The organism is Herbaspirillum sp. C7C8, from assembly GCF_022627875.1.
Classification (GTDB): Bacteria; Pseudomonadota; Gammaproteobacteria; order Burkholderiales; family Burkholderiaceae_D; genus Herbaspirillum.
Genome location: NZ_JABXGG010000048.1, coordinates 1 through 777, shown reverse-complemented (window position 1 = coordinate 777; position 777 = coordinate 1). Strand labels below are relative to the sequence as shown.

General features: G+C 48.4%; 1 rRNA gene. It reads left to right on the top strand.

From position 1 onward, the window contains the following. Positions 1-321: 321 nt before the first annotated feature. Positions 322-777: ribosomal RNA gene (locus tag HWE01_RS22565) — 16S ribosomal RNA — on the top strand; the annotation flags it as partial.

Below are 777 nucleotides of genomic sequence, written 5' to 3'. Positions count from 1 at the left end.
GAAAAAATTTAAAACGAATCGCAAAAAAGTAGTTGACGCGATAAACAAACTGCTACATAATCTCGTTTCTCTGCTGCTGACGAACAAAACGATTCGCAGCGATGCAAACAGCGCACAGCGCGTTTGCGGCAGACAAGATCTTTAAAAATTAACAGCCGATAAGCGTGGGCGTTTAATGAAGTGCGACAGAACTTCGGTTCTGGAAACTTTAAATATTAAATGCTCACAAGAAATATAGGTAAGTTCGCAAGAAATTACCTGTCAGTATTTTGAGAGAGCGATGCCCTTCGGGGTAGCCAGAAATGGCACAAAACAGAGATTAAACTAAAGAGTTTGATCCTGGCTCAGATTGAACGCTGGCGGCATGCCTTACACATGCAAGTCGAACGGCAGCATAGGAGCTTGCTCCTGATGGCGAGTGGCGAACGGGTGAGTAATATATCGGAACGTGCCCTAGAGTGGGGGATAACTAGTCGAAAGATTAGCTAATACCGCATACGATCTACGGATGAAAGTGGGGGATCGCAAGACCTCATGCTCCTGGAGCGGCCGATATCTGATTAGCTAGTTGGTGGGGTAAAAGCCTACCAAGGCGACGATCAGTAGCTGGTCTGAGAGGACGACCAGCCACACTGGGACTGAGACACGGCCCAGACTCCTACGGGAGGCAGCAGTGGGGAATTTTGGACAATGGGGGCAACCCTGATCCAGCAATGCCGCGTGAGTGAAGAAGGCCTTCGGGTTGTAAAGCTCTTTTGTCAGGGAAGAAACGGTGGT